Annotated in this window: 28 protein-coding genes; 13 read left to right on the top strand and 15 right to left on the bottom strand. The window is 64.4% G+C overall.

Annotated elements, in window-relative coordinates; translation table 11 throughout:
• Positions 1 to 71 precede the first annotated feature (71 nt).
• Positions 72 to 776: an SOS response-associated peptidase gene (locus DPM35_RS01040; protein ID WP_112125492.1), complete on the top strand. Its 705-nt coding sequence runs from the start codon at positions 72 to 74 to the stop codon at positions 774 to 776.
• Between the two features lie 20 nt (positions 777 to 796).
• Here DPM35_RS01040 and DPM35_RS01035 read toward each other — a convergent pair whose 3' ends face one another.
• Entirely contained in the window at positions 797 to 1,057 is a 261-nt protein-coding gene (locus tag DPM35_RS01035; RefSeq protein ID WP_112125491.1) for a hypothetical protein, read from the bottom strand.
• Between the two features lie 3 nt (positions 1,058 to 1,060).
• The gene (locus DPM35_RS01030; protein ID WP_146767903.1) at positions 1,061 to 1,321 is read right to left on the bottom strand and encodes a hypothetical protein; all 261 of its coding nucleotides are present in this window, start codon (positions 1,319 to 1,321) and stop codon (positions 1,061 to 1,063) included.
• Between the two features lie 137 nt (positions 1,322 to 1,458).
• Between DPM35_RS01030 and DPM35_RS01025 the strand changes: the two genes are divergently transcribed.
• Positions 1,459 to 1,638: a hypothetical protein gene (locus DPM35_RS01025; protein ID WP_112125489.1), complete on the top strand. Its 180-nt coding sequence runs from the start codon at positions 1,459 to 1,461 to the stop codon at positions 1,636 to 1,638.
• A gap of 66 nt (positions 1,639 to 1,704) precedes the next feature.
• Here DPM35_RS01025 and DPM35_RS01020 read toward each other — a convergent pair whose 3' ends face one another.
• Entirely contained in the window at positions 1,705 to 2,121 is a 417-nt protein-coding gene (locus DPM35_RS01020; protein ID WP_112125488.1) for a winged helix-turn-helix transcriptional regulator, read from the bottom strand.
• Positions 2,122 to 2,217: 96 nt separating this feature from the next.
• Between DPM35_RS01020 and DPM35_RS01015 the strand changes: the two genes are divergently transcribed.
• Positions 2,218 to 2,805: a dihydrofolate reductase family protein gene (locus DPM35_RS01015; RefSeq protein ID WP_112125487.1), complete on the top strand. Its 588-nt coding sequence runs from the start codon at positions 2,218 to 2,220 to the stop codon at positions 2,803 to 2,805.
• A 52-nt stretch (positions 2,806 to 2,857) separates the two neighbouring features.
• On the opposite strand, the gene DPM35_RS01010 is transcribed toward DPM35_RS01015, so the two are convergent.
• Complete coding sequence (locus tag DPM35_RS01010) at positions 2,858 to 3,109, bottom strand: hypothetical protein (RefSeq protein ID WP_146767902.1); 252 nt, start codon at positions 3,107 to 3,109, stop codon at positions 2,858 to 2,860.
• Positions 3,110 to 3,609: 500 nt separating this feature from the next.
• Positions 3,610 to 4,875, bottom strand: coding sequence for a cytochrome-c peroxidase (locus DPM35_RS01005; protein WP_112125485.1), 1,266 nt, complete (start codon positions 4,873 to 4,875; stop codon positions 3,610 to 3,612).
• Between the two features lie 206 nt (positions 4,876 to 5,081).
• Here DPM35_RS01005 and DPM35_RS01000 point away from each other — a divergent pair, with 206 nt between their 5' ends.
• Complete coding sequence (locus DPM35_RS01000; RefSeq protein ID WP_112125484.1) at positions 5,082 to 6,614, top strand: acid phosphatase; 1,533 nt, start codon at positions 5,082 to 5,084, stop codon at positions 6,612 to 6,614.
• 69 nt (positions 6,615 to 6,683) lie between these two features.
• Here DPM35_RS01000 and DPM35_RS00995 read toward each other — a convergent pair whose 3' ends face one another.
• Both DPM35_RS00995 and DPM35_RS00990 read right to left on the bottom strand, forming a co-directional pair.
• Positions 6,684 to 9,119, bottom strand: a complete 2,436-nt coding sequence (locus tag DPM35_RS00995) for a putative bifunctional diguanylate cyclase/phosphodiesterase (protein WP_112125483.1) — start codon at positions 9,117 to 9,119, stop codon at positions 6,684 to 6,686.
• Between the two features lie 254 nt (positions 9,120 to 9,373).
• Positions 9,374 to 9,832 carry a MarR family winged helix-turn-helix transcriptional regulator gene (locus DPM35_RS00990; RefSeq protein ID WP_112126187.1) on the bottom strand — a complete coding sequence of 153 codons (459 nt, stop codon included), beginning with the start codon at positions 9,830 to 9,832 and terminating at the stop codon, positions 9,374 to 9,376.
• 103 nt (positions 9,833 to 9,935) lie between these two features.
• Here DPM35_RS00990 and DPM35_RS00985 point away from each other — a divergent pair, with 103 nt between their 5' ends.
• From DPM35_RS00985 to DPM35_RS00960, 6 genes are all read left to right on the top strand, one after another.
• Positions 9,936 to 10,769 carry a p-hydroxycinnamoyl CoA hydratase/lyase gene (locus tag DPM35_RS00985; protein ID WP_112125482.1) on the top strand — a complete coding sequence of 278 codons (834 nt, stop codon included), beginning with the start codon at positions 9,936 to 9,938 and terminating at the stop codon, positions 10,767 to 10,769.
• A 78-nt stretch (positions 10,770 to 10,847) separates the two neighbouring features.
• Positions 10,848 to 12,338 carry an AMP-binding protein gene (locus tag DPM35_RS00980; protein ID WP_112125481.1) on the top strand — a complete coding sequence of 497 codons (1,491 nt, stop codon included), beginning with the start codon at positions 10,848 to 10,850 and terminating at the stop codon, positions 12,336 to 12,338.
• 147 nt (positions 12,339 to 12,485) lie between these two features.
• On the top strand, positions 12,486 to 12,908 hold the full coding sequence (locus DPM35_RS00975) for an OsmC family protein (protein ID WP_112125480.1): 423 nt from the start codon (positions 12,486 to 12,488) through the stop codon (positions 12,906 to 12,908).
• A gap of 5 nt (positions 12,909 to 12,913) precedes the next feature.
• Positions 12,914 to 13,477 carry a carboxymuconolactone decarboxylase family protein gene (locus DPM35_RS00970; RefSeq protein WP_112125479.1) on the top strand — a complete coding sequence of 188 codons (564 nt, stop codon included), beginning with the start codon at positions 12,914 to 12,916 and terminating at the stop codon, positions 13,475 to 13,477.
• A 207-nt stretch (positions 13,478 to 13,684) separates the two neighbouring features.
• Positions 13,685 to 14,428: a 2OG-Fe(II) oxygenase gene (locus DPM35_RS00965; protein ID WP_112125478.1), complete on the top strand. Its 744-nt coding sequence runs from the start codon at positions 13,685 to 13,687 to the stop codon at positions 14,426 to 14,428.
• A 153-nt stretch (positions 14,429 to 14,581) separates the two neighbouring features.
• Positions 14,582 to 16,204 carry an ABC-F family ATP-binding cassette domain-containing protein gene (locus DPM35_RS00960; RefSeq protein ID WP_112125477.1) on the top strand — a complete coding sequence of 541 codons (1,623 nt, stop codon included), beginning with the start codon at positions 14,582 to 14,584 and terminating at the stop codon, positions 16,202 to 16,204.
• Between the two features lie 3 nt (positions 16,205 to 16,207).
• Here DPM35_RS00960 and DPM35_RS00955 read toward each other — a convergent pair whose 3' ends face one another.
• The 8 genes from DPM35_RS00955 to groES form a co-directional block, all read right to left on the bottom strand.
• Positions 16,208 to 17,335: a serine hydrolase domain-containing protein gene (locus tag DPM35_RS00955; RefSeq protein ID WP_112125476.1), complete on the bottom strand. Its 1,128-nt coding sequence runs from the start codon at positions 17,333 to 17,335 to the stop codon at positions 16,208 to 16,210.
• 24 nt (positions 17,336 to 17,359) lie between these two features.
• On the bottom strand, positions 17,360 to 18,040 hold the full coding sequence (locus DPM35_RS00950) for a type 1 glutamine amidotransferase (protein WP_112125475.1): 681 nt from the start codon (positions 18,038 to 18,040) through the stop codon (positions 17,360 to 17,362).
• A gap of 131 nt (positions 18,041 to 18,171) precedes the next feature.
• Positions 18,172 to 20,064 (bottom strand): molecular chaperone HtpG, encoded by a 1,893-nt coding sequence (gene htpG, locus DPM35_RS00945; protein WP_112125474.1) that lies wholly within the window; start codon positions 20,062 to 20,064, stop codon positions 18,172 to 18,174.
• A 52-nt stretch (positions 20,065 to 20,116) separates the two neighbouring features.
• Complete coding sequence (locus tag DPM35_RS00940) at positions 20,117 to 20,428, bottom strand: DUF982 domain-containing protein (RefSeq protein WP_112125473.1); 312 nt, start codon at positions 20,426 to 20,428, stop codon at positions 20,117 to 20,119.
• Positions 20,409 to 20,810: a hypothetical protein gene (locus DPM35_RS00935; RefSeq protein WP_146767901.1), complete on the bottom strand. Its 402-nt coding sequence runs from the start codon at positions 20,808 to 20,810 to the stop codon at positions 20,409 to 20,411. The genes DPM35_RS00940 and DPM35_RS00935 overlap by 20 nt, the downstream gene beginning before the upstream one ends.
• Positions 20,811 to 20,885: 75 nt before the next feature.
• Complete coding sequence (locus DPM35_RS00930; protein WP_112125471.1) at positions 20,886 to 21,107, bottom strand: hypothetical protein; 222 nt, start codon at positions 21,105 to 21,107, stop codon at positions 20,886 to 20,888.
• A gap of 60 nt (positions 21,108 to 21,167) precedes the next feature.
• Positions 21,168 to 22,796, bottom strand: coding sequence for a chaperonin GroEL (groL, locus tag DPM35_RS00925; RefSeq protein ID WP_112125470.1), 1,629 nt, complete (start codon positions 22,794 to 22,796; stop codon positions 21,168 to 21,170).
• A 59-nt stretch (positions 22,797 to 22,855) separates the two neighbouring features.
• Complete coding sequence (groES, locus tag DPM35_RS00920) at positions 22,856 to 23,170, bottom strand: co-chaperone GroES (protein ID WP_040988406.1); 315 nt, start codon at positions 23,168 to 23,170, stop codon at positions 22,856 to 22,858.
• Positions 23,171 to 23,499: 329 nt separating this feature from the next.
• Here groES and DPM35_RS00915 point away from each other — a divergent pair, with 329 nt between their 5' ends.
• From DPM35_RS00915 to DPM35_RS00905, 3 genes are all read left to right on the top strand, one after another.
• Entirely contained in the window at positions 23,500 to 23,847 is a 348-nt protein-coding gene (locus tag DPM35_RS00915) for a hypothetical protein (protein ID WP_112125469.1), read from the top strand.
• 12 nt (positions 23,848 to 23,859) lie between these two features.
• Positions 23,860 to 24,138, top strand: a complete 279-nt coding sequence (locus DPM35_RS00910; RefSeq protein ID WP_112125468.1) for an usg protein — start codon at positions 23,860 to 23,862, stop codon at positions 24,136 to 24,138.
• 233 nt (positions 24,139 to 24,371) lie between these two features.
• The gene (locus DPM35_RS00905) at positions 24,372 to 24,848 is read left to right on the top strand and encodes an Hsp20 family protein (protein WP_112125467.1); all 477 of its coding nucleotides are present in this window, start codon (positions 24,372 to 24,374) and stop codon (positions 24,846 to 24,848) included.
• The last annotated feature ends 4 nt before the right edge of the window (positions 24,849 to 24,852 follow it).

Here is a 24,852-nt window from a genome sequence, read left to right as displayed (position 1 = left end):
TGCTTGCCTTCGTGCGGTTTGCGCTTTGTGTGAAAATGCGGGAACTATCGGCGGACGGGGAAACGCTGCCGATGTGCAATCTCTACAACGTCACCACCAGCCAGGAAGCGATCCGCCAGTGGACGCGGGCGTTGCGTGACATAGTCGGCAATCTGGAACCGTCGATCGACATCTATCCCAACCAGCCGGCGCCGGTCGTGCGCAATGCCGCCGACGGCAGCCGAGAACTCGCCAGACTGCGCTGGGGCATGCCGACGCCGGCCGAGCGGGTGCGTGGCAACGCTGATTCCGGCACAACCAACATCCGCAATCCTCAATATGCCCACTGGCTTCCCTATCTTGGGGTCGAGAACCGCTGCGTCGTTCCTGTGACAAGCTTCGCCGAGCCGTCACCGACCCCAGGCGACAAGGACCCGGAAACCGGCGTGCAGAAGAACTTCTGGTTCGCGCTCAACGAAGAACGGCCGCTGTTCTTCTTCGCCGGCCTTTGGACAACTTGGCATGGCGTGCGCAAGGTGAAGGAAGGTCCGGGCGATCACGAGCTTTACGGCTTTCTGACCACGAGGCCCAACGCGCTGATCGCGCCGATACACGAGAAGGCAATGCCGGTGATCCTGACCACGCATGAACAGACCGAACTGTGGCTGACCGCGCCATGGCCGGAGGCGAGGAAGCTGCAGCAGCCGGCGCCGGACGATGCGCTGGTGATTGTGGAAAAACCGGCGACGCAGATCAAGTTTCCAGCCGAGCCGCCCGCGCAGGGATCGTTGTTTTAAGGGCGAGGGCGCCTCGCATTCTATCCTCGCGCCTTCTGCAGCACCCAGATATAGCCCTTCGGCGGATGGTCTTGGTCGATGAATTGGGTCTTCACCTCCGTGTCCTTGCGGCCGCAGCGTTTACAGCGGAAGCGGACGGCTTCCAGCGGCTTGTTCCAGCCCACCACCTTGGCCACGTCGTTCGCCTTGAAGCGGCCGGCGTGGTAGCAATGGCGGCATTCGACGACGAGCAGCATGTTGGCCTTGGCCGCGCGGCCGACGCTGTCCATGGGGCCGGCCATCCGTCATGTCCGGTCGCAATAATCCTCGGGCAGCGGCAAAAGCCCGAGCCGGGCGGTCCGGAAATCCGGCTCCCGGCCTGCCACCGCGCCCATCACCTCATGCAGCCGGTCAACCAAGCCATTGAGCCGCCAGTACATTTCACCATTTACCGTGAGGTTGAGCTGTGTCGCGAGCACCGTCTCGCGCAGCTTCAGCGCATCGCGAATGATCGCCTCCGCGTCTGAATGGAACAATCTGTCATAGCGGCCTTTCCGTCTGCCCAACGCGGCTCTCCCTGTTATCGAGCAACCGCCCCACCTGCTGACAAAATAGGAAGGCATTCCTCATCGAGTCAATTCGCGCTTGACATATTTGTTCCCTTTTTGTTCACTTTCTAATACAAGCCATTGGAGCAGCCGTCATGGATCGCATCATAAGGTTGGACAGCCACCAGGAAGCCGCGCTTCAGGCGGTCGCCGAGAGCTTTATAGCCCAACACAAGGGCGATGCGGTGAAAGCTCTGAAAGAGATGATCGTGCTGAACGGCCATCTGCAGGAGCGCCTTGACGCGCTCAAGACGCCACGCAAGGCGGCCGGCTGACCCGAGGCGTTTGGGCATAGATGCCGGTCGCACAGGTCGCCGGGAGAATGCGGTATTCCGCCTTGGCTATCCCAGATGTTGCGCCCTGAGCGTCTCCTTCATCCGCTCGAGCGCCGGTTCCCCGCCGGCCGCGAGGTCGTCCGCGATTCGGGCAAGCTTGTCGTCGGCCTTGCGGTGTTTGCTGCCCCACGCCCCCAGGGTAGTCAGCACCGGCAACAGGTCGATGCCGGCTTCGGTCAGCCGGTAGATCGCCTTCAGGCCATGGCTAGGGTCGTCGCTGCGGGTGAGGATGCCTTCGTCCTGCAGCGTCTGCAGCCGCTCGGCCAGCGTGCGCGACGAGATGCCTTCGTCAGACTGCAGGAATTCGCGAAAATGCCGTTTCCCGCCGAAAGCCAGGTCGCGGATGATGAGCAGCGTCCAGCGGTCGCCCAAGAGTTCGAGCGAGAGGCTGATCGGGCAGCCGGACCGTCCCTTGGTCGCCATTAATATGCTTCCACTTGTAAATCAATTTACTATTGACACCATTGTCGCGTTGCGTCAAATGGTTCCAAAAGTAAATCATTGACGAGGAGAACGAACATGAGGAAGCTGATCCTTCAGATGCAGATGTCGGTGGACGGCTTTGTCGGCTCCGATGAGGACCGTCGCTGGCAGCTTTGGGAATGGGGCGACGACAGCGCCTGGGACGAACAATTGAAGCAGGATTTCAATGCCGTCTTCGCGACCGTCGATACCATCCTGTTGAGCCGCAAGATGGCCGAGGAGGGCTACCTTGCCCATTGGGGCAATGCGGCGAAGAAATATCCTCGGGATCGCTTCTATGCTTTCGCGCAACGCATCGTCGAGGCTGAGAAGGTGGTGGCGAGCGACAAGCTTGGAGTTTCGCGCTGGGAACGGACACGGGTCGTAAGCGGCGACCTGCCGCGCGAGGTGGATACGCTGAAGCAGGGCGAGGGCGGCGACATCGCCGTGTTCGGCGGCGCCGGCTTCGCCTCGGCGCTGATCGCCGCCGGCCTGGTCGACGAGTTCCAGCTCTTCATCAATCCGGCGGTGCTGGGCAGCGGCCGTCGCATCTTCGATCAGGGCGGATTTGCCCGGCTGACGCTCCTCGGCTCGAAGTCCTATGCCTGCGGCATGGTGGTGAGCCGCTACGCGCCGGCGCAATGAGAGGCAGCAGCCGAGGTCGCGCCGCCTTGAATCAATCCGGCAGCGCGCCGCCTCAATCGCTTGACCGCTCGCGCTTTTCCTGGAGGGCGACTAGCTGTCGATATTCCGCCTTACCGGCCCGGATGCGATCCACTGGGTCGGTTTCCCGGCGCTGGGCTTCATTGTTCGCCGCGGCAGCGAGCCACTGGGCTTCATGCGAGGTCAGGCCGATGAGCACGCGGCCGGCAAATTCGGCCGGCTCCTCATTGGCCGTATCGAACACTGCCCAACTGCCGGCTGGGTCTTCTATCGCGACGAATCTCATCCGAGCTCCATTCATGAGGGTCGCCCAGTGTGGCCGACGCCTCATGGTGAACCAGTGACTTACGTCACGTGGAGTCCGCATCCGGCTAGTCTGTGCGGCGCAACCCGGCAGCACGCCCTCTCAATGGCCCCGCCTTTTCCGGATCGGACTGGGCCCGCCAGCTTCAACCAGCCGCAGGTGCGGGGCTGGCCGGCTGTATTGTGGCCAGCCGGAGTGGTCGTTGCCCAGGGCGACGAACCAGCGCGCTTCGCGCGATGTAAGCCCGATTAGCACCCGGCCGGCAAATTCCACCGGCGCGTCGTTGATTGTATCAACCACCGCCCAACTGTGATGGGGCGGCTCCTGCACCGCGACGAACCTCATTCGAGCCCCCGCTCTGATGAGATTCTAATATAGCAGACGCTGATTGTCGTTCCTATGACCTGGCTCACACAGGCGCATAATTGCAGGGGACAATCCCGACCGGAACCAGCGCCGCTTTTCCTTGCAGCGGCTGAGCCTCACTGCCCCGCCTGGTCGGCATCCGTCAGCGTGCCGAGGAAGGCGACGATGTCGTCGATCTCGGCGTCGGTCAGCGCCGGCCTGTCGCCGGGTTTCTTGCCGTTGAACGGCGGCTCGGTGTTGAGGTTCGGCCAGTAAGCCTTTGGCAAATCGTCGAATTTGTTGACCGTGCCGTCCGCCTTCTTCGGATACCAGCGGCCGGGATCCGTGTCCCGGCTGGCGTAGAAGGCGACCGCGTCGCGCAGCGTGTGGAAATAGCCATTGTGGAAGAAGCTTTTGCGCAAGGCCACGTTGCGCAGCGTCGGCGTCTTGAACAGGCCGCAATATTCGGCGCGGCCCTTGAAGTCGGCGCGCAGCGGACCGCACAGCCCAAGGTCGAAGTAATCTGGATCGGCATTGGCGGGGATGGCCGGGTTGCGCGGCACGGCGATCGCGATAAGGCCGTAATCGGTGAATTGCGGCGGCTCGCCGTCATTGGCGGGCTCGCTCAGATGGCAACTGGCGCAATTGCCCTTGGTCTCGTCCTCGAACAGCATGCGGCCACGCAATTCCTGCGCCGAAAGCTGTGCCTTGCCGGCAAGGAAGGCGTCGTAGCGGCTGGAATAGGGATAGAAATCGGCGCTGCTCTGCTCGAACGTGCCGAGCGCTTCCACCGCGGCGTCGAAAGCGTCCCGCGGATGGTCGAAGACATCGGCGCCGAAGGCGGCCTTGAAGGCCCTTGCATAGGGCGCCCTGCGCAGGCTGGCGACCACCTCAGCCTCGTCCTTGTTGCCCATCTCGAAGGGCGAAAGCAGCGGGATCCTCGCCTGGTCCTTGCCGTGATCGGCGCGGCCATCCCAGGTCAAGCCGCCGGTCGGGCCATTGTCGACGCTCTCGTCGCCTTCGTCCTCGGAGTCGCGGAAATGCTCGGTGAAGGCTGGCGCCGCCTGCAAATAGCGCAGCGACGGCACCGCGCGAACGCCGGGCTGGTCGAGCTTCGCCCCGCCCATCTCGACCGGCGAGGCCGAGGTCGACCCGAAAGCGTGGTTGGGATCGTGGCAGGATGAACAGGCCTGCTTGCCGGAAACCGAAAGCGAAGGATCGAAGAACATCTGCCGCCCGAGCGCGGTCAGCGCTTCGGCGCGCGCATAGGCTTCCTGGCGTGACATCGGGCCGGGGTGGACGCTTGACGGCTCAGCCGTGCTGGCAGGCGCGGTGAAGCCGGCGGTCGAGGCTGCCAGAAGGGCGATCGCGTGATTCCTCAATCCCATCGTCTTCGGCGACATCCTTGATTTCTTTCGCCAACTTTCCTTGGCGACGTAAGGAGCGAGTGCAACGGATTGATGACCGGCTTTTCCCACTCACGAAACCGTGTTTGACGGAGGCGGAACTGTCACAAAGGTGACAAGGCGTCGAAGTAGCTGGACATTGATAAAGCTGCGTTTCTGCATTGCCGTCCTCCAGCCATTCCCAAGCCACGAGGCATCCTTCAATGACCCGGTCCCTTCTCACCTTTTGCCTCGTCTCCACGGCGCTGGCATCGCTCTCTGCTGCTGCCCACGCGGCTCCTCCCGGCTACGACAAGATCGACACCGTGGTCGTCATCTACGCCGAGAACCGCAGCTTCGATAACCTCTATGGCGGCTTCCCCGGTGCCAACGGCCTGGCCAATGTCTCGCCCGACCAGGCGCGCCAGCTCGACCGCGACGGCAAGCCGCTTGCCGAATTGCCGCCGGCCTGGGGCGGACTGACCGGCAAGGGCGTCACGCCGGCGGTAACGGAAGCGCAGAGTGCGCATCTTCCCAATGCCGTCTTCGCCATCGACGACCCCAACGGCTTCAACGAAGCCACCAACGTCGTCACGCATGACCTGTGGCACCGCTTCTACCAGGAGCAGATGCAGATCGACGGCGGCCGCAACGACAAGTTCGTCGCCTGGGCCGATTCCGGCGCGCTGGTGATGGGTCATTACGACGGCTCGAAGCTGCCGATGTGGGCGATCGCCCAGAAATACGTGCTGGCGGACAATTTCTTCCAAGGCGCCTTCGGCGGTTCATTCCTCAACCACATCATGCTTGCCTGCGCCTGCGTGCCTTATTATCCCAATGCCGACACCAGCCCGATCAAGGGCCAGATCGCGGTCGTCGAGGCCGACGGCACGACGCTGAAGGTTGCCGACAACTCGCCGCCGTCCGCGCTGGGCGGCGTGCCGAAATTCGTCAGCGATGGCGCCATCACACCCGACTTCTACGCCGTCAACACCATGCAGCCGCCTTACCAGCCGAGCGCCAACAAGCCGGCCGAGGGCGGCGACAAGGCGCTCGCCGATCCGGCGGCGCCGACCACGTTGCCGCCGCAGCACGAGATCACCATCGGCGACCTCCTGTCGCTGAAGGGCATTTCCTGGGCCTGGTACTCGGGTGCCTGGCAGGCCGCGCTCGATGGCAAGAACGCGACGCCCGTGCCGAACTTCCAGTTCCACCACCAGCCCTTCAACTATTTCGCGGCTTACGCGCCTGGCACAGCCGCGCGCGCCGAGCATCTCAAGGATGGCGGCCTCGGCGGCGAAGAGTTCATCAAGGCGATCGACGACGGCAAGCTGCCGCAGGTCTCCTTCTACAAGCCGCAGGGCAACCTCAACGAACATGCCGGCTATGCAGAGGTGACCTCGGGCGACCAGCATCTGGCCGACGTTGTTTCGCATCTGGAGAAGAGCCCGCAATGGGCGCACATGCTGGTGGTCGTCACCTATGACGAAAATGGTGGCTTCTGGGATCACGTCGCGCCGCCCAAGGCCGACCGCTGGGGCCCGGGCAACCGCATCCCGGCCTTCATCATCTCGCCCTACGCGAAAATGGGCACGGTCGACCATACGCAGTACGACACCACCTCGATCCTGCGCTTCATCACCAACCGCTACGACCTGCCGGTGCTGCAAGGCATCGTCGCCCGCGACAAGGCGCTGCGCAACCACGACCAGCCGCCGATGGGGGATCTCAGCGCCGCGCTGGATCTGACGAAGTAGGATTGAGACATCTTGTGCAAAAGGCCCGCTTTGCGGGCTTTTTGTCGTTCTGCCGGCAAGATCGCGTCGTCAGGCGGTAAGGGCGTGCGGTGCCTCGAAAAAGGCTGCGAGCTCGGACGCCGGCATCGGTCGCCCGAACAACCATCCCTGCACGTCCGTGCAGCCGTTCTCCTTGGCCAGGCGGTACTGATCCTCGGTCTCGACGCCTTCGGCGGTCGTGGTCATGCCGAGCGTTGAGCCGAGATCGGCGACCGCCTTGACGATGGCACGGCTCTCGCTGCTTTCGCACATCAGGCTGACGAAGCTGCGGTCGATCTTGATACGGTTGAACGGGAAGGACCGCAGATAGCTCAGCGAGGAGTATCCCGTCCCGAAATCGTCCATGGCGATGCCGACGCCGAGATCGCGCAGGCTGTGCAGTGTCTCGATCGTATGCTCGTTGTGCGCCAGCAGCACCGACTCCGTGATCTCGAGCTCCAGCCGCGACGGCATGAGGCTGGAGGCTGCTAGCGCCGCGGCGACTTGAAGCGGCAGCCCTTGCTGCTTGAATTGGATCGGCGACAGATTGACGGCGACTTTGACGGGCAATGGCCATTGGGCGGCGTCGGAGCAGGCTTGCCGCAAGATCCATTCACCGAGCGCATCGATAACGCCGGTCTCTTCAGAGAGGTGGATGAACTCCGACGGTGCCAGCAGGCCGAGTCGCGGATGGTTCCATCGTACGAGCGCCTCGAAGCCGGTAAGCTTAGAGGTCATTGCCTCATGCAGCGGCTGGTAGTGGAGCACGAACTGATTGTCTGCCACGGCCACGGCCAGTTCAGCCTCGAGTTGGCGGCGCTCCTGAAGTCGCGCATCCATCCCCGGCTCGAACGACCGGCAGGTGCCGCGGCCTTCCATCTTGGCCTTGTAAAGGGCAAGGTCGGCATTTCTGATCAGGACCTCGGAGCTCTGTCCGTCCTCGGGAAAGACGGCGATGCCGATGCTGCTGCCGATGTTGATCGTGTGGCCCTGAATGGAAAATTCGCCGGAGAGCGCATGGATGACTCGGCTCGCCAGCCCTCCGGCCTGGTCGTCGTCATCGAACAGCAACTGCAGAATTGTGAATTCGTCGCCGCCGACCCTCGCCACCATGGCGGTTTCACCGGCCTGCTGCTTCAGCCGCGCCGCCACGGCGCGCAAAAGCTCGTCGCCGACCGGATGGCCAAGCGTGTCGTTGACCGGCTTAAAGCGGTCGAGATCAATGCAATGCACGGCCAGCTTCTCGGCGTCCCTGAGACTGCGCAACGCCTCGTCCATCGTATCCGCCAGCAGCTTACGGTTCGGCAGGCCAGTCAGGATGTCATGGGTGGCCAGGTGCTGGATCTCGGCTGTGCGTTCATCCACCCGCCGTTCCAGGGTCTCGGCGGCCTCTGTCTGCATCGACATCGTGCGCCCGATTGCATACCAGCACACCAACGCCAGCAGGGTGACGATGGCGGTTGCGGCATAGCTCGCAAGTTCGAACTGCCGCACCGACTGGACATCGACATCGTTCTCGAACCGGCTGTTCGGGAATCCGGCCCAGAGCCGCCACGCGCTTCTCGGATCGTTGAGGGAAAGCGGGATCACTTCCGAATAGATCAGTTTTGGATCGGGGGCGGTGAAGGAACTTGTATCCGCCGCCAGCGACGTCGAAAGCCGATGCTGGTCGGACTCGAAACCGTAGTCCGCATTGACGATGACATAATCGGCGCTGGGCAGAAGCTTTCTCAGCGCCGAGGTAAGCATAATGGCCGAGACCGAGCCCCGCAGGCTGCCGTCGGCCGCGAAAACGGGAACCGACAGGATGAAGCCCGATCGGTCGGCGTCGTTGCCGCTGTGGATGAAGTCCGTGTTGTCGCAGGTGATCAGCTCTTTCGTGCCGATGATCGGTACGTTGAGCCCTTCGATATTGCTCGAAGTCGGATAGTTCGCCTTGAGCCAGGCAAGCTGCCTGGCGAGCTCGTGGTATTCATAGGTCTCGACCTCTTCGGGCGGACGCGTCAGCGATTGATTGTCCAGCGTTGCGAGTTTTTTGGCGCTGCTGGCGTCGGTCCTTGCCCTGGCGTTCACGATCAACTGGTCGAACTGGAGGATCGGCTCCTCCAGCTTTCTCGTCACCGGGTCGAAGCGATCGGGGTCGAAATCCAGCGGCAGGAAGTAGACTTCGGAGATGGAAACGTTGTTGGCCAGGTTGTTGTAGATCTGCTGGATCGTGGCGCGGCCTTCCTCGCCGAGATTCGTGCCATGGCGATCGAGGTTTTGCACGCTCGGCAGGTAGGTTAGGGTACGGACATTCTCATAGATGGCGCGCAACGAGTCTTCGACGGTTTTGGCGGTTGCCCGCGATGCCGCCTGGGAGTTCTCGAGGTAGCGTTCCTTGGCGAGCGCGAGGTCGCGCTGAGAACGGATGTGCAACGCGGCCAGCGTCGCCGCGCCGGTCACCAGGATCAAAGCAAATCCGGTCATTCGCCAGAAGGCGTTCATCCGCAGAGCCTCCTACAGTCTGCAAGAGATATCGCTTCACGGTTTAGGAACCGCTAATGTGCCTTAGCCCTTCATCGCAACCCGGATCGTGCAATCGATTTTCGAGCCCACGCGGCCAACGGCCGAAAGAGGTGGGAGGCCGTTCCCGCCAGCTTTTCCAACGTTTCGCCTGCGCGACAGCCTGAATCAATCCGGCAGCCCACGCCGCCATCTCCTTGCTTGCCTAGGATATTTCACAAGTCGAGGCGCCGCGCTCACTCGGCCTCATCCACCCAGATCAGGCGCAGCAGCCGCAGCAGCGTCGCCCGTTCCTTGCTGCTGAGACGCTGCAGGAATCGGTTTTCGTGCCGGCGCACCTTGAGCCGCCAGCTGGGCATTGCCGCCTTGGCCGCCCCGGTCAGGCTGAGTTTCCGCACGCGCTTGTCCTCTGCATGATCGTCGCGCTCGATCAGGCCGCGCTCCTCCAGTTCGGCGAGCAGCGGCGCCATGTTGGCGCTCTTCATGCCGAGCAGCCGGCAAAGCTCGGCGGCGCGGATGCCCGGCCGCTCGTCGATCAGCGCCAGCATGGCATAGGTCACCGGCCGCAGTGACGCTTCCGCCATCTCCACGGAAAAATCGTTGAGCGCCAGCGCCGATGCGCGCCGCAAATTGTAGCCGATCTGTGCGTCGAGCGCGTCCTCGCCGGGGACATCGCGAACTCTGGTCTCGTCCATGTCCGATCGATCGCCGTGATCCATGCCCTTGTCAAGGCAAAAATACTATGCGACATAGCAAAGATAACGCTATGTAGCATAGCAATCGGAGGAGGAGACCGGCATGACCGAGAAGACCAGTGAAACCGAAGACGCGGTTGCCTTCGATGTCGAGGGCGGCATCGCCTGGGTCCGCTTCAACCGGCCGGCCAAGCGCAACTCGATGAGCCCGACGCTCAACCGGCGCATGATGCAGGTTCTCGACGAGCTCGAATTCCGGGACGATGTTGGCGTTCTGGTGTTGTCAGGCGAGGGCGCCGCCTGGTCGGCCGGCATGGACCTCAAGGAATATTTTCGCGAGACCGAGGCGAAAGGCCTGGGCGCGGTGCGCAAGGCGCAATCCGAAGCCTATGGCTGGTGGCGGCGGCTGCGCTGGTACCGGGTGCCGACCATCGCCATGGTCAATGGCTGGTGCTTCGGCGGCGGCTACGGCCCGCTGTTTGCCTGCGACCTCGCCTTCGCCGCCGACGAGGCGCAGTTCGCGCTCTCGGAGATCAACTGGGGTATCCTGCCCGGCGGCGGCGCCACCAAGGTGGTGGTCGAGCTGCTATCCATGCGCGATGCCATGTACCACGCGCTGACCGGCGAACTGATCGACGGCCGCAAGGCGGCGGCCTGGAAGCTGGTCAACGAGAGCGTGCCGCTCAGCGGGCTCAAGGCGCGTGTCGCCGAAGTGGCCGGGGTCCTCCTGCAGAAGAACCCGGTCGCGCTCAAGGCGACCAAGGATGCCATCCGCCGCGTCGCCGAGATGACCTACGACAATGCCGAGGACTATCTGGTGCGGGCGCAGGAGGCGGCGAATTCCTTCGACAATGAAGGCCGCAAGGAAGGCATCCGCCAATTCATCGACGAAAAGAGCTACAAGCCCGGCCTCGGCGCCTACGACAAGGCGAGATGACCGGAATGACCTGACGCCGTGACGGCACTGATGCCGGCCGGCAACCGATAGGGCGCGTGACACGGGAGGAGAACGCAAATGCCGGCCTGGACGACACCTGATCCTGTCGCCCTGCATGCCCAGGCAGTGCCGGAGAGGCTCGCTTGCGTCGACCTCGCGTCCGGCCGGCGCTGGACCTACGCGGCGTTCGACGACGCCATCCAGCGCGCGGTCGCCGTGCTCGAAAGCCATGGCATAGGGCAGGGGCAGCGGATCGCCGCGCTCGCCCGCAACAGCGCCGACCTCGTCATCCTGCAGCAGGCCGCGATGCGCCTCGGCGCTATTTTCGTGCCGGTCAACTGGCGGCTTGCCGTGCCCGAGCGCCAGGCTATCCTTGCCGATTGCGATCCCTCGCTTCTGGTGCACGACGCCGACGTGGACATCGCGGCGCCGTCCGGCTGCGCGCCTGTCGCGGTCGCTCGCTTCGCGGCGGCGGTGGAAGCGGCGGCGCCGGCGCCGCGCCGTCCCTTGCCGGAAGCCGACCGGCCTTCGATCATCCTTTACACTTCAGGCACGTCGGGCCGGCCCAAGGGCGTCATCGTGACGGAGGCCAACGCTTTCGCCACGGCCGTCAATTTCAGTGTCGTCGGCCGCGTCGGCCATGACAGCATCTTCCTTTGCGACGCCCCGATGTTTCATGTCATCGGCCTGATCACCAATCTTCGCCCCGTCCTGCTGAAGGGCGGCACGGTCCTGATCTCCTCTGGCTTCGATGCCGGCCTCACCAATCGCCGGCTCGCCGACCCCGATCTCGGCGTCACCCATTATTTCTGCGTGCCGCAGATGGCGAAAATGCTGCGCGAGCATGCAAGCTTCGCGCCCGCGCGCTGGACATCGCTCAAGGCGCTTTTCACCGGCGGCGCGCCGAATCCCGCCGCGGATGTGCTTTGGTGGCTCCAGCAGGGCGTGCTCATGGCCGACGGCTACGGCATGACGGAAGCCGGCACTGTGCTCTGCGTGCCGCCGCAGGCGGATCGCATTGCCGTCAAGGCGGGGTCCGCCGGCCTGCCGGCGCCGTCGGTTTCGCTGCGCATCGTCGATGACGCCGGCAACGATGTCGCGCCTGGCGACACGGGCGAGATCTGGCTCGCCGGCCCCAACGTCACGCCGGGCTATTGGAACCGGCCGGACGAGACGGCGAGCGCCTTCAGCGCGGACGGCTGGTTCCGCACCGGCGACATGGCGCGGCGCGACGAGGACGGTTTCGTGACCCTGGTCGACCGCCGCAAGGACATGTTCATCTCCGGCGGCGAGAACGTCTTCCCGGCCGAGGTCGAGACGGCGCTGCTTGCCCATCCAGACATCACCGAGGCGGCGGTGATCGGCATCGCCGACGCGCGCTGGGGCGAGGTCGGCCGCGCCTTTGTCGTGCTGCGGCCCGGCCGCGCGCTCGACTTTGAAGCGCTGGCCAGCCACTGCGCCGCGCACATCGCCCGCTATAAGGTGCCCAAGGAATTCCGGGCGCTGGCAGCGTTGCCGCGCACGGCGTCTGGCAAGGTTCAGAAGCACGTGCTGCGGGGGCTGGCATAAGGAGCGCAAGAGGGGAATAAGCGCGGCGACCGGTTCCAGGAGGCCTGCGTCCGCCTGCGTTGCCTTCTTCGCATTCGGCGATTGCCCTGTTGAATTCATGCCCGCTATGACAGATCTGTCAGCCATGCCGGCCGGAAGGATTTTGCAATGAGCGAGCTGAAGATCAGAACCCGCAACACTGGCGCGCTCGCGGTCATGCCGCCGGGCGGTCTGCCGGCGGTCACGACGCCGACCGGCGGCACGGTCGATGTCGTCACGCAGGTCAGCGCCCCCGGCTTCAATCCGCTCGATCTGCTCTATGCTTCGCTGGCCGCCTGCATGGTGCTCAGCGCCCGCATCGCCGCCACCCGTCTCGGCGTCGCCGACAGGCTCGGCGAGGTGAGGGCGGATGTGAGCGGCGAGAAGGCGAAGGATGAGCCGTCGCGTGTAGAGACATTCACCATCAAGCTTGAGATCACCGGCGACCTCGATCTCGCGACGAAAGAGCGGATCCTGGCTGACGCCGAGGACATCTGCACCGTTTCCAACACGCTGCGCGGCGCGCCGGCACTGCGCGCGACGCTGGGGTGAGGCCGATGGCGCATCTCTCCGCGATCGACTATGCGACCGCCTCCGAAGACATCCGCGCCGAGCACGACCGCGAACTCAAGCTGCGCGGCCGCATGACCAACATGAAGCGCATCCTGCTGCATTCGCCGGCCGCGCACCGCATCTATGCCGAATGGTTCACGCTGCGCGATCTTCTCAAGCCCACGCTCGACGACCGAGCGATCTGGCTGTTCTCGAAGGCGATCGCCGAGACGATGCGTGCCGAGGTCCCGGTGACCTTCTTTCGCCGGGCGCTGATCGAGAGCGGGCTCGATCCCGAAGCGATAGCGCCGACGGCCGACGAAGCGCTGCTGATGCGGTTCGGCAAGACGGTCGCGGCCGATGCCAATGCCGTCCCGGATGAAACCTGGGGCGCGCTCAAGGCGCGCTATGACGAGACGCTGCTGGTCAACCTCACCGCCTTCGCCGGCATCATGGTAGCGACCTGCGTGTTCACCAATGCGGTGAAGGTGGACCTTGATCCGGAGTTGGAGAGGTATCGCAGATATTCTCCTTCTCCCCTTGTGGGAGAAGGTGGCTCGGCGCGTTAGCGCCGAGACGGATGAGGGGTGTTCCAGCTTGACGATAAGGTTGAAATCGGCGCCGCCGCATTCCAGCGCCCCTCATCCGACCTCGGTTCGCGAGGCCCACCTTCTCCCGCAAGGGAAGAAGGAAAGGGCGGCGCCCACCTCCGCAGGAATCGGGTGGCCGACGCACCTCCTTCGCCCCACTTTGATGGCAAGCAAGGAGGCGCACCCATGACCATCCATTCCCTCAGCACCAAACGCGTCAGCCGCTCTGCCGAAGCCCGCATCGCCGCGCAGGATTGGCGCGGCATCGTCTCCGACCTCAACGCCCATGGCTGCGCCGTCATGCCCGGCCTGCTGTCGGCGGAAGAATGCGCCGACATCGCTGGCCTCTATCCGCATGAGGAGCATTTCCGCAGCCATGTGGTGATGGCGCGTCACGGCTTCGGCAAGGGTGAATATCGCTACTTCAAATACCCGCTGCCGGACCTGATCGAGGGTCTGCGCTCAGCCCTCTATCCGCGTCTTGCCACGGTGGCCAATGACTGGAACGAGAAGATGGGCGTGGCGCTTCGCTATCCCGCTGATTACGCCGCCTTCCTGAAACGCTGCCACGACGAGGGTCAGACGAGGCCGACGCCGCTTCTCCTGCAATACGCTCCCGGCGACTTCAACTGCCTGCACCAGGACCTCTACGGCACGCTCGCCTTTCCGCTGCAGGTGGCGATCCTGCTGTCCGAGCCGGGCGAGGATTTCACCGGCGGCGAATTCGTGCTCACCGAGCAACGCCCGCGCATGCAGAGCCGCGCGGAGGTGGTGCCGCTCAAGCGCGGCGACGCGGTGGTATTTGCCGTGCATAACCGGCCGGTGCAGGGCACGAAGGGATATTACCGGGTGAATCTGCGCCATGGCGTCAGCCGGTTGCGGTCTGGGCGGCGGCATACGGTGGGGATCATCTTCCACGATGCGAAGTGAGGCGCGGCGACGAAGGCCTGGGTTCCTCTCCCCCACTTCGTGGGGGCGAGGAACCTTCATCCTGCGGCGCTTCTACCTCTTCCCCTCGCGCCCTCCTTCGCGTACACGCCCGGGCAAATCCCGCCACATCAGCGCAGTTTCCCGGACCGTCCCATGATCCGTCTCGAAAACATCGGCAAGCAGAACGGCCGACAGATCGTCTTCATCGAAGCTTCGGCCGCCTTGCAGAAGGGCGAGAAGGTCGGGCTGGTCGGCCCGAACGGCGCCGGCAAGACGACCTTGTTCCGCATGATCATCGGTGAGGAGCAGCCGGACGAGGGCCAGGTCTCGGTCGATCGCGGCGTCACCATCGGCTATTTCAGCCAGGATGTCGGCGACATGGGCGGGTTGAGCGCTGTCGCGGAAGTCATGGAAGGCGCCGGGCCGGTGAGCGCGGTGGCGGCCGAGATGCGCGAGCTTGAGCACGCCATGGGCGATCCCGAGCGCGCCGACGAGATGGACCGGATCATAGAGCGCTACGGCGAGTTGCAGCACCGCTTCGAAGAGCTCGACGGCTATGCGCTGGACGGCCGCGCCCGCGAGGTGCTGGACGGTCTCGGCTTTTCGCAGGAGATGATGGACGGCGACGTTTCAAAACTGTCCGGCGGCTGGAAGATGCGCGTCGCGCTTGCCCGCATCTTGCTGATGCGGCCCGACGTCATGCTGCTCGACGAGCCGTCGAACCATCTCGACCTCGAAAGCCTTATCTGGCTGGAGAAATTCCTGAAGGATTATGACGGCGCGCTGCTGATGACCTCGCACGACCGCGAATTCATGAACCGCATCGTCAACAAGATCATCGAGATCGACGCCGGCGCGCTCACCTCCTATTCCGGCAACTACGAATTCTATCAGGAGCAGCGGGCTCTCGCCGACAAGCAGTTGCAGGCGCAGTTCGAGCGCCAGCAGGCGATGCTGGCCAAGGAAATCGCCTTCATCGAACGCTTCAAGGCGCGTGCCTCGCATGCCGCGCAGGTGCAGAGCCGGGTGAAGAAGCTCGACAAGATCGACCGCGTCGAGCCGCCCAAGCGCCGCCAGACGGTGGCCTTCGAGTTCCAGCCGGCACCGCGCTGCGGCGAGGACGTGGCGACGCTGAAGGGCATCCACAAATCCTATGGCAGCCGCTCGATCTATTCAGGCCTCGACTTCCAGATCCGTCGCCGCGAGCGCTGGTGCGTGATGGGCGTCAACGGCGCCGGCAAGTCCACGCTGCTCAAGCTGGTCGCGGGAGCTTCCGAGCCCGACGAGGGCTCCGTCGCGCGGGGTCCCAGCGTCAAGATGGGCTATTTCGCCCAGCACGCCATGGAATTGCTCGACGGCGAGCGCACCGTCTTCCAGACGCTGGAAGACAATTTCCCGCAGGCCGGCCAGGCGGCGCTGCGCGCTTTGGCCGGCTGCTTCGGCTTCTCAGGCGACGAGATCGAGAAGAAGTGCCGTGTCCTGTCGGGCGGCGAGAAGGCGCGGCTGGTGATGGCGCTAATGCTGTTCGACCCGCCCAACCTGCTGGTGCTCGACGAGCCGACCAACCACCTCGACATCACGACCAAGCAGATGCTGATCGAGGCGCTGTCGCAGTACGAAGGCACGATGCTCTTCGTCTCGCACGACCGCCACTTCCTGGCGGCGCTGTCCAACCGCGTGCTGGAGCTCACGCCCGACGGCATCCACACCTATGGCGGCGGTTACACCGAATATGTCGCCCGCACCGGCCAGGAAGCGCCGGGGCTGAGGGGGTAGGGATCAGAGCGCGTCGTAGACGGCGTCGATCAGCGCCTTGCGGCGCGGGTCCACATCGTCGAAGCCAAGCATGCGGTTTGTGACATAGCCGAACCCGACGCCGGCGCCGGGATCGGCAAAGCCGATGGCGCCGCCCCAGCCGGTGTGGCTGAAGGTTTGCGGCGATGCGCGGCCGCCATAGACGGGATCCTCGATCTGGTAGCCGGCGGCGAAGGCGGCCGGCAGCGCGAAGCTGTCGTCCATGCCGCGAAAGCGCGGCCTCGCGGCCTCTTCGATCGCCGCGCGGCCGATCAGGCGCTTGCCTTCAAACGTCCCGCCCGCCGCCATCATGCCGTAGATGCGCGCCAGCGCATGCGCCGTGGACTGGCCGTTGCCGCCCGGCACCTCGGCGGCGCGCCAGGCTCGGTCGTTTGGCGCCAGGGCGCTGGGCGTTGGGTTGTCGCATGAATGGGGAAAGGGCGAGGCGCGCACGAAGTCGACCCACTCCGAAGCCTTCGGGCCTTCGATCATCTCGGCTGCCCGGGCATCCTCGGGTTCCGCCAAGCCGACATGAAAATCGGCCCCAAGCGGGCCTGCGATCTCTTCCGCGATGAAGCGCCCGACGCTACGCCCGTCGACGCGCAGCAGCACCTCGCCGGCAAGGTGGCCGTAGCTGAGCGCATGGTAGACACAGCGGCTGCCGGGCTCCCACAGCGGCGCCATGGCGGCTAGCGCGTCGACATAGGGCGTCCAGGCGAGCATGCCTGCCTCGTCCATCGGCACGGCGAGGCCGTTCAGGCCGGACCGGTGCGACATCACCTGGTCGAGTGTGATCCTCTCCTTGCCGCCGGCCGCGAATTCCGACCAATAGCGCGCGACCGGCGCGGCATAGTCCAGCTTGCCGCGCTCCACCAGCATGGCGATCGCCAGCGCCACGATGCCCTTGGTTGAAGACCAGACATTGATCAGCGTGTCACGCCGCCACGGGCGGGTGCGCGCGGCATCGGCATGGCCGCCCCAAAGCTCGACGACCGTCTTGCCGTCGGCCACGACCGAGACCCCACCGCCATGTTCGAGGCCTTCAGCGAAACACCAGGCGAACGCCTCGCGCACGCCGGCAAAACGCGGATCGCAGAAACCCTCTATGGTCATGTCCGGATTCCCACCAAATGCGCCTCAGCCGAACAGCTTGGTCACGAAGCCGCTAAACCAGGCAAGCTGCGCCGCGTGGTGGGCTTCCATCAGCCGGTCCTGTTCGTCCCGGTTTTGCGCGCCGAGCGTTCCGTAAGGCGCGCCTTGCCGCTCCTGCCAGCGCCGAAAGCCGGCCGGGCCTTGCTCGGCGTGGAACTGCAAGGCGTAGGTCTTGTCGCCGATCCGGAATGCCTGGTTGGGAAAAATCTCGCTCGAGGCGAGGTGCACGGCGCCCGCCGGCAGAGCGAAAGTATGAAAATGGTTCTGCGGCAGGAAGAGCGGCCGGTCGAGGAAGTCGCCGGCCTCCGCTGTCGGCGTGATCTCGAAATAGCCGAACTCCCTGATGCCGCTTGCCACCGGCCCGACATCGGCGCCCAGATGCCAGGCGATCTGCTGCGCGCCCTGGCAGATGCCGAGCAGCGGCAGGTCGTTGTCCAGGCAATGCTCGATCAGTGCGGCTTCGTGATCGAGGAATGGATGCTTGTCGGTGTCGAAGACATTGAACGGCCCGCCATAGATCACCGCGCCGCCGACATTTTCGAGATCGATCACCTCGCCCTTGAAGGGCATGGCGGTCGTTACCGTATGGCCATTCGCCTCAAGCGTCGTCTGGACATGATCGTCGCCCGGCTCTTCCGAGTGCCTGACCAGAACGATGCGCTTCATCGGAACTCCCGCCGCTCATTTCGCCACAGACTACGATAAAGCTTAGCGGGTCATTGGCAATGTGCCAGCCTCCGATCCTGTCTGGCGGCGCCGCCCTCCATTCGTCTAGGATGACGAGGCATGGGCGCCCATCACCCCTTTGCCAAGCCGCGGTCGATCAGCCGCGCCAGGCGCGCCGAGAAGGCCTTGGCATCGGCCGGCTTGTCGCCGTCGAGCACGCGCGCTTCGTCATAGAGCAGGTGCGCGGCGTCTTCCTTGAACGCCTTGTCGTCGTCGCCGAGCTTTGCCAGCGCCGCCACGCGCTCGTGGCGCGGGTTGATCTCGAGGATCGGCCTGGCGGCCTTGTCGAGCCGGCCGGCGGCGTTGAGCAGGCGCTCGAACTGGCGGTCCGGGCCATGCTCGGGCGCGACGAGGCAGACGGCGCTTTCGGTCAGCCGGTCGGAGGCCTTCACGTCCGACACCTCCTCGCCGAGCGTCGTCTTCACGAAGGCAAGGAACGTCGCGATGTCGGATGACGTCTCGGCATCCGGCTTCGCCGCAGCGTCCGGCAGCGGGATGTCGGCAAGCTCGGCGGCGCCCTGCGTCACCGACTTGAACGGCTTGCCGTCGAATTCCGGCGCCATCGTCACCCAGAAACTGTCGACCGGGTCGGTGAGCAGCAGCACCTCTATGCCGCGGGCGCGAAACCCTTCGAGCTGCGGCGAGGCCTCCAGCCGGGCGCGGTCGTCGCCGGCCATGAAGAAGATCGCCTTCTGGCCTTCCTTCATCGCCGCCACATAGTCGGCAAGGCTGCGCCAGCCTTCGCCCGAAGCGGTCGAACGGAAGCGGGCAAGCTTCAGCAACTGCTCGCGCCGCTCGTAATCCTCATAGAGACCTTCCTTGAGGACAACGCCGAAATTCTCCCAGATCTTGGTGTAGGCTTCGGCATTGTTTTCGGCGGTCTTGGCAAGGTCGCTGAGCACGCGGTTGGTCACGCCCTTGCGGATCGCGGCGAGCAGCGGGCTTTCCTGGATCATCTCGCGTGAGACGTTGAGCGGCAGGTCGGCGGAATCGACCACGCCGCGCACGAAGCGCAGGTAGCGCGGCAGGAGATCGGCATCGTCGGTGATGAAAACGCGCCGCACATAGAGCTTCATGCGACCCTTGCGGTCCTGGTCGAACAGGTCGAACGGCCGCGATCCGGGCACGAAGGCGAGCACGCTGTATTCCTGCCGGCCCTCGGCGCGGAAATGGATGGTCGAGGCCGGCTCGTCATACTGGCCGGCGACGCTGCGGTAGAAATCCGTATATTCCTCCGGCTTGATCTCGCTCTTCTGCCGCACCCAGAGCGCCGTGCCGTCGGCGATGTCGCGCGGCTCGGCGCCGGGCTTCTCGACAAGCGCGATCGGCACCGGCACATGGCCCGACTGCGACTTCGCCAGCCCTTCGAGCCTGTAGGGCGCGGTGTAGGAGGTGGCGTCTCCCATCAGATGCAGCACAACGCGCGTGCCGCGCCTGGGTGCCGCCTCGAGCGGCACCGGCGCGATTTCATAAGTCCCCTTGCCGTCGGACGACCAGCGGAAGGCCTCCTCGCTGCCGGCCTGCCGGCTGATCACGTCGACCCGGTCGGCGACCATGAAGGCCGAGTAGAAGCCGACGCCGAACTGCCCGATGAGCTGCGTGTCCTCCGCCGCCTTGCCGGCCTCGACGCGCTCCATGAAGGCGCGTGTGCCGGAGCGCGCGATGGTGCCGAGCGCTTCCGCCATCTCCTCGCGGCTCATGCCGATGCCGTTATCCTCGACGACAAGCTCTTTGTTGTCCGGATCGGCGGCAATGGTGATGCGCGGCTTCGGATCGTCGCCCAGAAGCTCGGGCCGGCTGACCGCCTCGAAGCGCAGCTTCTCGCAGGCGTCGGCCGCGTTGGAGATCAGCTCGCGCAGGAAGACATCCCGGTCCGAATAGACCGAGTGCACCATCATGTGCAGCAGCCGCGAGACGTCCGCCTCGAATGTCCTGGTTTCCTTCGCCTTGGTGTCCGTCGTCATTCAGAATTCCTGGGTTGGTCGTTTTGTCCGCCGCGCCAACACGCGCCGGGCCTCAAATCTTCAGCCATTGTTGCTTGTGGACGCGCGCCCTGCCAGCGCTGCGGGCGCCAGCGAAAACCATGTCCGGCGCCAGAATATCGTGGCGGCGGGCGAAGGCAACAAGGGTTGCCCGCACCGTCTCGGCGTCGATCTCGCCGGCAATGCCGGCTTTGCAGGCATTGAGCGCGATCGTATGCGCGCTGCTCCTGCTCGCGGCCGGCCAATCCTGCAACATGGCATAGGCTTCCGCCACGGTCTCCAGCCGCACCGGCAAGCCCATGCCGACGAGCACCGTGACAGGCTCTTCAAAGCGGTCGTGGTTCATGGTCTGGACCCTCTTTCCGGTGGATTCCCACGATGCTCGCGCGGAGGCCGGCCGTCCCGGCCAGCGCATGCCGGCGCGGGTAGGGTGGTTGCAGCACGATGCCGTGCGGCCGCGGCTGGCCTATGCCGGGGAAGGCCTGCACATTGACCATGCCCGCAGGCGTGGTGTGCGTCGCTGAAATCTGCTGGTTCAGGCGCGGAGGCGGCAGCGCGCTATGCGCCTTGACCAGGGCCTCGATCCAGGCGGCGACCGCCAGCGGCACCGGCGCGCGCCCGTCGATCCAGCAGGCCGCGTCGGTCCTGGAACAGCCAAGCTCCTGCGCAAGGTCGCTGGCTTCCCATCGCAAGCTCCTCAGGCATTCCCGCAAGCGTCCTGCAATCATGGCATCGCAATTCCCTTCGCCCAAATCCCATCGCGACATGGTAAGACGGACCCCGCCGTGGCGGGGCCGATTTGCTCAGCTTCGCGCGGATGTTTGGGTGGCCGAAACCTGCTGCGCGGCAAGGAGCATCAGCGTCGAGGCGACCGTCCGCCGGTTCCATCCGGCGGCTTCGGCCGCGTCGAGCAGGCCTGCCAGCAGCGGCTTCAGCGCGCTCCGGCATTCGCCTTCATAGGCGAGGAATTCGCTTGCCGAATGCGTCGGGGCGGGAATCGAGCCATCTGCGCTCATCATGTTCATGAAGGCCTCCCAAGTTCTGGTGAAACGCCCGCTCCCGTGGAGCGGGCTCTCAGCTCTATCTCAGAAGTCCATGCCGGCGCCGGCCGGCACGGCCGGGGCGGCTTCCTTCTTCGGCTTTTCGGCCACCATCGCCTCGGTGGTGACGAGCAGACCGGCGACCGAAGCTGCGTCCTGCAGCGCGGTGCGCACCACCTTGGCGGGGTCGATCACGCCCTGCTTGTAGAGGTCGCCATACTCGCCGGTCTGGGCGTTCCAGCCAAAGGCGAAGTCGGTTTTCTCGCGCAGCTTGCCGACGATGATCGAGCCTTCCGCCCCGCTATTCTCGGCGATCTGGCGCGCCGGAGCCTCGATCGCGCGCCGCACGATGTCGACACCGTATTTCTGGTCGGGATTGTCGACCGCAACCGCATCGAGCGCCTTGGCCGCCCTGAGCAGGGCAACGCCACCGCCGGGCAGGATGCCTTCCTCGACCGCGGCGCGCGTGGCGTGCAGCGCATCGTCGACACGGTCCTTCTTCTCCTTGACCTCGACTTCCGTCGCGCCGCCGACGCGGATCACCGCGACGCCGCCGGCGAGCTTGGCCAGCCGCTCCTGCAGCTTCTCGCGATCATAGTCGGAGGTGGTCTCCTCGATCTGGGCCTTGATCTGCGTGATACGGCCCTGGATCTCCTCCTTCTTGCCGGCGCCGTCGACGATCGTGGTGTTCTCCTTCTCGATCGCGACCTTCTTGGCGCGGCCGAGCATCTCCAGCGTGACATTCTCCAGCTTGATGCCGAGATCCTCGCTGATGGCCGTGCCTCCGGTGAGGATGGCGATGTCCTCCAGCATGGCCTTGCGGCGGTCGCCGAAGCCCGGAGCCTTGACGGCGGCGACCTTCAGCCCGCCGCGCAGCTTGTTGACCACCAGCGTGGCCAGAGCCTCGCCCTCGACGTCCTCGGCGATGATCAGCAGCGGCTTGCCCGACTGGACCACGGCCTCGAGCACGGGAAGCAGCGCCTGCAGGTTGCCGAGCTTCTTCTCATGGATCAGCACATAGGGCTCGTCGAGCTCGACGCGCATCTTGTCCTGGTTGGTGACGAAGTAGGGCGAGAGATAGCCGCGGTCGAACTGCATGCCTTCGACGACTTCCAGCTCGGTCTCGGCAGTCTTGGCTTCCTCGACAGTGATGACGCCTTCGTTGCCGACCTTTTCCATGGCCTCGGCCAGGAAGCGCCCGATCTCGGCATCGCCATTGGCCGAGATGGTACCGACCTGTGCGATCTCGTCGTTCCTGGTGATCTTGCGGGCGTTTGTCTTGAGTTCGGCGACGACCGCATCCACCGCCTTGTCGATACCGCGTTTCAGATCCATCGGGTTCATGCCCGAAGCGACGGCCTTGGCGCCTTCGCGAACGATGGCTTGGGCGAGAACGGTAGCGGTGGTCGTGCCGTCGCCGGCGAGGTCGTTGGTTTTCGAGGCGACTTCGCGGACCATCTGGGCGCCCATGTTCTCGAACTTGTCCTCGAGCTCGATCTCCTTGGCGACGGTGACGCCGTCCTTGGTGATGCGCGGCGCGCCGAACGACTTGTCGATGACGACATTGCGGCCCTTCGGGCCGAGGGTGACCTTCACCGCGTCGGCGAGGATGTTGACACCGCGCAACATGCGCTCACGGGCGTCGGAATGGAATTTGACTTCCTTGGCAGCCATTGGATCACTCCTTTTAGGCAGTTTTCATTGACTGGGTTGCGGTTCGATCGAAGCCCCGGTCAGGCGGCTTTCTTCAGCGTCGCGGCTTGCTCGATCACGCCCATCACATCGCTTTCCTTCATGATGAGCAGATCCTCGCCGTTGAGCTTGATCTCGGTGCCGGACCACTTGCCGAAGAGGATGCGGTCGCCGACCTTCACGTCGAGGGGCACGAGCTTGCCGCTCTCATCGCGGGCGCCCGGCCCGACGGCGATGACTTCGCCTTCCTGCGGCTTTTCCTTGGCAGTGTCGGGGATGATGATGCCACCGGCCGTCTTCTCTTCGGCCTCGATGCGGCGGACGAGCACGCGGTCATGCAATGGACGGAACGTCATATCGTTCTCCTTCAGGACAAACAGATTGCGAGAGGTTCCTCCGCTCCGGACCGGCAGGACCGGAGCGGGGCTCGCGACCCTTTCGGCGTCGCGCGCATGTCGAGCTAATTTTGCCTTCTTGTACTTTCAAGGGGGTATCGAAAATTTTTTGGCACTCTCGATCACCGAGTGCTAGCGTGCTGAAAACAATGCGATAAATCCGATCGCGCGACAAAGGAAAGGCTTGAATTCGCGATTGAGCTGAACAAAATTATCGGCGCCCGGCAGCGCCGGGACCGCTGAGAAATTTGGAACCCGAACCAAGGAGTTTTTGGAGACGGAGGACAGAAATGGACCGACAGACGCTCTCGCCGATCATTCCTTCCCTTGCTCCCGAAATATCAGACCTTTCGCTCGACCGGCTGCTGTCGCCGGCCAGCCATTTTCAGCACCCGCGGGATGTGCTGGAGGACGGCTCGCTCGACATATGGGAAAAGCGGGCGATCCTTTCGTCCTGGGCGTCCGACGCCTGCGCCGTGGAATCGATGCCGGCGCTGCGCCAGCCGCCGGGCGCCGAGCGGCCGGTCTCCTTCGACGAGATCATGGATGCGCTGCGCCGGCTCGACGCAACCGCCCCGCCACCCAGCCGCCCTGCCGATGCCGACCACCGGCAGCTGGTCGAGCGGCTGAGCGCGTGAGGGCGGAAGGCGATGGCAAGCACGGTCAGCAGGGAATTCCGCTTGCAGATGAATGGCTATGGCCTGACCACTGCCGAGATCCATTATCATCTGCCCGACCATCCCAGCCTGCTTCAGCTCTATGTCTGGCAGGACTATGATCTGGCCCCGGATTTCCCTGGACTGAGGGGCTTTCTGGGCTTTTGGGAACGCGAGCTGGCGGGCGCCTTGCATTCCGTCCGGGTCGCCCATCATCGGCTGATCAGGCCATCGGAATGGCGGGTCGTCGACGGGATCATCGCGATCCATTGAAGATCAACTCCCCAAGGCGGTCGCGTTGCGTGGCCGCCTTCCATCATTGCCCGCCGGCATGCAGACGAAGAGGGTGACTTTCACGACCTTGAAGGCGATTCGAGGCTGGGTCTTGACGTCCCGGCGTTGAATTCCCAGATGGATTTTGCCGGGTCTTGAGAGACCGGCAAGGTCAAGGAGCGCCGCTTCCTTGGCGCCCCTCGTATCTATGTTGCTCAATGGAGGATGTAGCTATGAGAACCACATTTGACTTCAGTCCGCTGTTCCGGTCGAGCATCGGTTTCGATCGAATGTTGAACGCGCTCGAAACGGCGAGCCGGATCGAAACCGTCGACAACTGGCCACCCTACGACATCGCCAAGACCTCGGAAGACGACTACCGCATCAGCATGGCGGTGGCGGGCTTCGCGCAGGACGAACTGGACATTACCCAGGAGCAGAACATGCTCATGGTCTCGGGCCAGAAAGCCGGCGAGGATAAGGGTGAGTACCTGCACCGAGGCATCGCCGGTCGCGCATTCCAGCGCCGTTTCGAGCTTGCTGACCATGTCAAAGTCGTTGGCGCCAGCCTAGTCAATGGCCTGCTGACGATCGATCTGAAGCGTGAAATTCCGGAAGAGATGAAACCGCGCCGGATCGAGATCGCAGCCGACAAGGCGATGCCCAAAGGCGCGACGAAGAAGATCGAAGCCGAGAAGCACGCGGCCTGAGGCG

Origin of the sequence: Mesorhizobium atlanticum (genome assembly GCF_003289965.1) — a bacterium.
Classification (GTDB): domain Bacteria; phylum Pseudomonadota; class Alphaproteobacteria; order Rhizobiales; family Rhizobiaceae; genus Mesorhizobium; species Mesorhizobium atlanticum.
This window is presented reverse-complemented; position numbering and strand designations above follow the sequence as displayed.

What these genes read in the sequence shown, in the direction of transcription:
- DPM35_RS01040 (WP_112125492.1), top strand. Translation starts at nt 72, where the DNA reads ATGTGCAATCTCTACAACGTCACCACCAGCCAGGAAGCGATCCGCCAG.
- DPM35_RS01035 (WP_112125491.1), bottom strand. Translation starts at nt 1,057, where the DNA reads ATGGCCGGCCCCATGGACAGCGTCGGCCGCGCGGCCAAGGCCAACATG.
- DPM35_RS01025 (WP_112125489.1), top strand. Translation starts at nt 1,459, where the DNA reads ATGGATCGCATCATAAGGTTGGACAGCCACCAGGAAGCCGCGCTTCAG.
- DPM35_RS01020 (WP_112125488.1), bottom strand. Translation starts at nt 2,121, where the DNA reads ATGGCGACCAAGGGACGGTCCGGCTGCCCGATCAGCCTCTCGCTCGAA.
- DPM35_RS01015 (WP_112125487.1), top strand. Translation starts at nt 2,218, where the DNA reads ATGAGGAAGCTGATCCTTCAGATGCAGATGTCGGTGGACGGCTTTGTC.
- DPM35_RS01010 (WP_146767902.1), bottom strand. Translation starts at nt 3,109, where the DNA reads ATGAGATTCGTCGCGATAGAAGACCCAGCCGGCAGTTGGGCAGTGTTC.
- DPM35_RS01005 (WP_112125485.1), bottom strand. Translation starts at nt 4,875, where the DNA reads ATGTCGCCGAAGACGATGGGATTGAGGAATCACGCGATCGCCCTTCTG.
- DPM35_RS01000 (WP_112125484.1), top strand. Translation starts at nt 5,082, where the DNA reads ATGACCCGGTCCCTTCTCACCTTTTGCCTCGTCTCCACGGCGCTGGCA.
- DPM35_RS00995 (WP_112125483.1), bottom strand. Translation starts at nt 9,119, where the DNA reads ATGAACGCCTTCTGGCGAATGACCGGATTTGCTTTGATCCTGGTGACC.
- DPM35_RS00990 (WP_112126187.1), bottom strand. Translation starts at nt 9,832, where the DNA reads ATGGACGAGACCAGAGTTCGCGATGTCCCCGGCGAGGACGCGCTCGAC.
- DPM35_RS00985 (WP_112125482.1), top strand. Translation starts at nt 9,936, where the DNA reads ATGACCGAGAAGACCAGTGAAACCGAAGACGCGGTTGCCTTCGATGTC.
- DPM35_RS00980 (WP_112125481.1), top strand. Translation starts at nt 10,848, where the DNA reads ATGCCGGCCTGGACGACACCTGATCCTGTCGCCCTGCATGCCCAGGCA.
- DPM35_RS00975 (WP_112125480.1), top strand. Translation starts at nt 12,486, where the DNA reads ATGAGCGAGCTGAAGATCAGAACCCGCAACACTGGCGCGCTCGCGGTC.
- DPM35_RS00970 (WP_112125479.1), top strand. Translation starts at nt 12,914, where the DNA reads ATGGCGCATCTCTCCGCGATCGACTATGCGACCGCCTCCGAAGACATC.
- DPM35_RS00965 (WP_112125478.1), top strand. Translation starts at nt 13,685, where the DNA reads ATGACCATCCATTCCCTCAGCACCAAACGCGTCAGCCGCTCTGCCGAA.
- DPM35_RS00960 (WP_112125477.1), top strand. Translation starts at nt 14,582, where the DNA reads ATGATCCGTCTCGAAAACATCGGCAAGCAGAACGGCCGACAGATCGTC.
- DPM35_RS00955 (WP_112125476.1), bottom strand. Translation starts at nt 17,335, where the DNA reads ATGACCATAGAGGGTTTCTGCGATCCGCGTTTTGCCGGCGTGCGCGAG.
- DPM35_RS00950 (WP_112125475.1), bottom strand. Translation starts at nt 18,040, where the DNA reads ATGAAGCGCATCGTTCTGGTCAGGCACTCGGAAGAGCCGGGCGACGAT.
- htpG (WP_112125474.1), bottom strand. Translation starts at nt 20,064, where the DNA reads ATGACGACGGACACCAAGGCGAAGGAAACCAGGACATTCGAGGCGGAC.
- DPM35_RS00940 (WP_112125473.1), bottom strand. Translation starts at nt 20,428, where the DNA reads ATGAACCACGACCGCTTTGAAGAGCCTGTCACGGTGCTCGTCGGCATG.
- DPM35_RS00935 (WP_146767901.1), bottom strand. Translation starts at nt 20,810, where the DNA reads ATGATTGCAGGACGCTTGCGGGAATGCCTGAGGAGCTTGCGATGGGAA.
- DPM35_RS00930 (WP_112125471.1), bottom strand. Translation starts at nt 21,107, where the DNA reads ATGAACATGATGAGCGCAGATGGCTCGATTCCCGCCCCGACGCATTCG.
- groL (WP_112125470.1), bottom strand. Translation starts at nt 22,796, where the DNA reads ATGGCTGCCAAGGAAGTCAAATTCCATTCCGACGCCCGTGAGCGCATG.
- groES (WP_040988406.1), bottom strand. Translation starts at nt 23,170, where the DNA reads ATGACGTTCCGTCCATTGCATGACCGCGTGCTCGTCCGCCGCATCGAG.
- DPM35_RS00915 (WP_112125469.1), top strand. Translation starts at nt 23,500, where the DNA reads ATGGACCGACAGACGCTCTCGCCGATCATTCCTTCCCTTGCTCCCGAA.
- DPM35_RS00910 (WP_112125468.1), top strand. Translation starts at nt 23,860, where the DNA reads ATGGCAAGCACGGTCAGCAGGGAATTCCGCTTGCAGATGAATGGCTAT.
- DPM35_RS00905 (WP_112125467.1), top strand. Translation starts at nt 24,372, where the DNA reads ATGAGAACCACATTTGACTTCAGTCCGCTGTTCCGGTCGAGCATCGGT.